Consider the following 3,611-nt stretch of genomic DNA (forward strand, 5'->3'; position numbering starts at 1 on the left):
CGTTAACCTTACCAAGGTTTTAACGTGAACAAGCCGATTGAGTCGTTGAACGACTCAGCGGAGCGTTTGAAAACCACCGTATCGGGTTGGCGATGCGGGGCGGCGGGCAGAGGCGGTTCGAGGAACGTGCATGAAAACCGACATCAAGGTCGAGGTGGAACGGCTGGCGGCCGATCCGCGCATAACCGACTATGATTTCTGGCGCTCGCTCAAGAACGTCAACAACGAGATCTTCCACATTGCCAACAACAACGAGCCGATCCCCTTCGACATGATCCGCTGGCGCGCCATCCTAAAGCAGGCGCGCCTGAAGCGCGGGCATTTCTGACTTATTGCCGATCCCCGGTCGCGGCCTCGAGCGGCGAGCGCGGCGCCACCGGCGACGACTGGATGATCGCCGTGTTGGTCATCGCATAAGGGATGATCCTGTCGATCACCCGTTCGAGCTCTGCCACCGAGCCGACATGCGCCAGCGCGATGAAGCAGTCCTCGCCGGTCACCCGGTCGCACTGCGCGATTTCCGGCAGCTCGCGGATGATGTCGGCGACGACGGCAAGCTGACCCGGCACCGGCCTGATGCGCAGCCATGCCGACAGTTTCATGCCGAGCGCGGCCGGATTGATCCTGACCGTGTAGGCCTCGATCACGCCGTTCTCCTGCAGCTTTCTGATCCGCTCCGCCACGCTCGGCGCCGACAGGCCGACGGCGCGCGCCAGTTCGGCCGTGCTGGTGCGCGCATCCTTTTCCAGCAGGCGCAGGAGCTTCAGGTCGGCGGCATCGAGGTCCGCGTTTTCGTTTCGAAGGCGTTTCAAGGAAATTTGCCTTTCTTTCGGAACAACTCGGTCGCATGACCCAGCGGTCATCCATATAAACCGCCCGATCTGCCTGCGATAGTGTCCGTATGAAAGATCAAGCGCAAGTCGCGGCGGCAAGCCCGGCCCTCGACACGCTGAACAGGGCCGGCCAGGGGGTTGCCGGTCCTGCCTTCTCTACCCTGGCGACCGCCCTGCCACCACATCTGTGGTTCGGCGTCAGCGCCGTGTTCCACTATCTCGGGCCGGCCTTCGCGGTGCTGCTTTTCGCCCAGGTCGGCGTGCTCGGCATGGCCTGGCTGCGCATCGCCACCGCCGCCCTCGTCTTCGCGCCGCTGACCCGGCCATGGAGGGTCTTCGCCCGCGCCGACCGGCCGACCCGGCTGTTGCTCGGCGCCTTCGGCGCCTGCCTGGCGGTGATGAACTGTTCCTTCTATCTCGCGCTCGACCGCCTGCCGATCTCGCTGGTCGCGGCGATCGAGTTTGTCGGCACCATCGGCGTCGCGCTCGTCGGCCTGCGCAGCCCGCGCAACCTCGCGGCGCTCGCCATCGCGGTGACCGGCACCTTGCTGTTGATCGACGTCAAATGGTCGAGCGACCCGGTCGGCCTGTTCTGGGCCTTCCTCAACGGCGCCCTGTTCGTCGGCTACATCGTGCTCGGCCACCGCGTTGCGGCGTCCGGCGCGGACGCCGGCATTGCCGGCCTCGGCGCTGCCATGGCGATCGCTTTCCTCGTCGTGCTGCCCGTCGGCTTCACCCAGGCGACGCCGGCCTTCTGGGCGCCGTCGCTGCTCATCGCCGCGATCGGCGTCGGCATCTGCTCCTCGGTCATCCCCTACATATGCGACCAGCTTGCCATGGCGCGGCTGCCGCGCGCGAGCTTCGCGCTGATGCTGTCGCTTTTGCCGCTCACCGCGACGCTGATCGGCATCATCGTGCTGCGGCAGGTTCCGAGCCCTGGCGATTGCCTCGGCATCGCCCTGGTGGTGGCCGGCGTCGCCTCGCACAAGCCGGCGCCGGAATGATCCACCAGAGGTGAGTGAAGCGGCGACCTACGGCGTCGGCCGGCGGACGCGACCTGCTCGCGACAAACATGGTCCCCCGGATGCGAAATGGACCATAAGCTTTTGAATAGGCCTATAGAAATTACGCACAAAGCAATCCAAGAATCGATTCCGTTTTTCGTGATGCATGCTGTAGCATGCCGGTGGAGACAGCCGTGGTTTGCGGCAGCGTCAGGCTTGGGTGGGGCATGCTGGCAAACAGGTTGGGGAAATGGCGCTCGCTCGGCCTGATGGTCCATTTCGCGGCTGAGCCGCTGACGGCGGCACGCAACGCGCATCGCGCTTTTGGCCCCTTCATTCAAGCCGAATACCCGCATTCGACCTCGGCACAGCCGCGCCGCGTCTTCATGATCGCCGATGCCGCGCTCTATCGCGCAATGCTTTCCGACACCGAGACCTGGCGCAACATCCAGATAAACGGGCGCGGCAAGCGGGGGCACGCTTCGCACCGGCTCTCCTATGGCATGACGCGACTGCGCGGCGAACGCCACGAGCACTACCGCAGACTGTTCGCGCCACCGCTTAAGCGTCCGGCGATCATGACAATGAGCCCGGAGATGGCACGCATCGCCGCTGACCAGGTTTCGTCCTGGCCAATCGGCAAACCCTTCTCACTGACCGATGCCGCCAAGACGATGGCCAAACACCTGGCGATCGGCCTGCTGTTCGGCGACGACCGGGCGCGCGCCATGCCGATCGCCGAGATGATCGCGCGGCAGATACGGGCGAGTTGGATCGTTCCGGGACCGGCCTTCTTCAGCTGGATACGGGAAGCCGAGGTACAGGAACGCGCCATCCTCGCCTGGGCGGAAGAAAAACGTGGCAACACCGATGCCCAGGACATCCTGTCCATCCTCGTCAACAACACCGACGAGGCCGGGCGACCGCCTTCGGTCGAGCTGATCGGCGGCATTATCAGCTTCGTCTTCGGCGCGGCCTATGACACTTGCCAGAATGCGCTCGCCTGGACGCTAATCCTGCTCAACCAGCATCCGGACGCAATGGCGGGCCTTGCCGCCGAGATCGACGCCGCGCTCGACGGAAAGCCGGCGACGATGGACCGGATCGGATCCTTGCCGCTGCTTGACGCCACCATCAAGGAAGCGATGCGGCTTTTTCCGCCGGTGCCGCTGATGATGCGCAAGGCAACGCGGGCAACGAGGCTTGGCGACGAACCCATCGCCAGGCATGAAGGGGTGCTGATCAGCGCGCTCACAATCAACCGCGATCCTTCGCTTTATCCGAATCCCGACAGTTTTCAGCCGGAGCGCTGGGCTTCGATCAAGCCATCGCCATTTCAGTACACCGTGTTCGGCGCTGGCAGCCATATGTGCCCCGGCGTTACCTTCGGCCTGCAGATGATGAAGATTGCGCTGGCGACCATCCTCTCGAAGCGTTCCGTGGAACTGGCGCCGGGAGCGCGCATTTCCTATCGCACGCGAGTTACGTTGGCGCCGATCGGCAATGTCCAGGTCATCATGCGCGAACGCGGCGGACCGGCGCTCTCGAGCCCGGCGCACGGGCGCTTCCGCGAACTCGTCTCGCTTCCCGCGACAGCATGAAAGGCCTCCCATGAGCGCACAGCAGACCATGGTCCGCATCTACGACCGGGTCATGAAAAGCAGCAAGCAGCGCCGCTACTATGGCGGCAGCGGCTTCTACAATTTCGGCTATTGGGCGACGGGCGCCGCGTCGCAGCGCGAAGCCAGCGAGGCGCTTGTCGACACGCTGCTGG

General features: G+C 64.5%; 4 protein-coding genes. 3 read left to right on the top strand and 1 reads right to left on the bottom strand.

The features are described 5' to 3' along the window. Positions 1-130: 130 nt before the first annotated feature. A complete protein-coding gene (locus EN742_RS28100) occupies positions 131-328 on the top strand; it encodes a hypothetical protein (RefSeq protein WP_126053941.1) in 198 nt (65 codons plus the stop codon). Between the two features lies 1 nt (position 329). Here EN742_RS28100 and EN742_RS28105 read toward each other — a convergent pair whose 3' ends face one another. Beyond that, positions 330-812 carry an Lrp/AsnC family transcriptional regulator gene (locus tag EN742_RS28105; RefSeq protein ID WP_127405703.1) on the bottom strand — a complete coding sequence of 161 codons (483 nt, stop codon included), beginning with the start codon at positions 810-812 and terminating at the stop codon, positions 330-332. Positions 813-901: 89 nt separating this feature from the next. On the opposite strand from EN742_RS28105, the gene EN742_RS28110 reads away from it, so the two are divergent. Both EN742_RS28110 and EN742_RS28115 read left to right on the top strand, forming a co-directional pair. Further along, on the top strand, positions 902-1,837 hold the full coding sequence (locus EN742_RS28110; RefSeq protein ID WP_128333528.1) for a DMT family transporter: 936 nt from the start codon (positions 902-904) through the stop codon (positions 1,835-1,837). Between the two features lie 176 nt (positions 1,838-2,013). Further along, entirely contained in the window at positions 2,014-3,438 is a 1,425-nt protein-coding gene (locus EN742_RS28115; protein ID WP_127405702.1) for a cytochrome P450, read from the top strand. Positions 3,439-3,611 lie beyond the last annotated feature (173 nt).

The organism is Mesorhizobium sp. M4A.F.Ca.ET.020.02.1.1 (assembly GCF_004022645.1).
Taxonomy (GTDB): Bacteria; Pseudomonadota; Alphaproteobacteria; order Rhizobiales; family Rhizobiaceae; genus Mesorhizobium.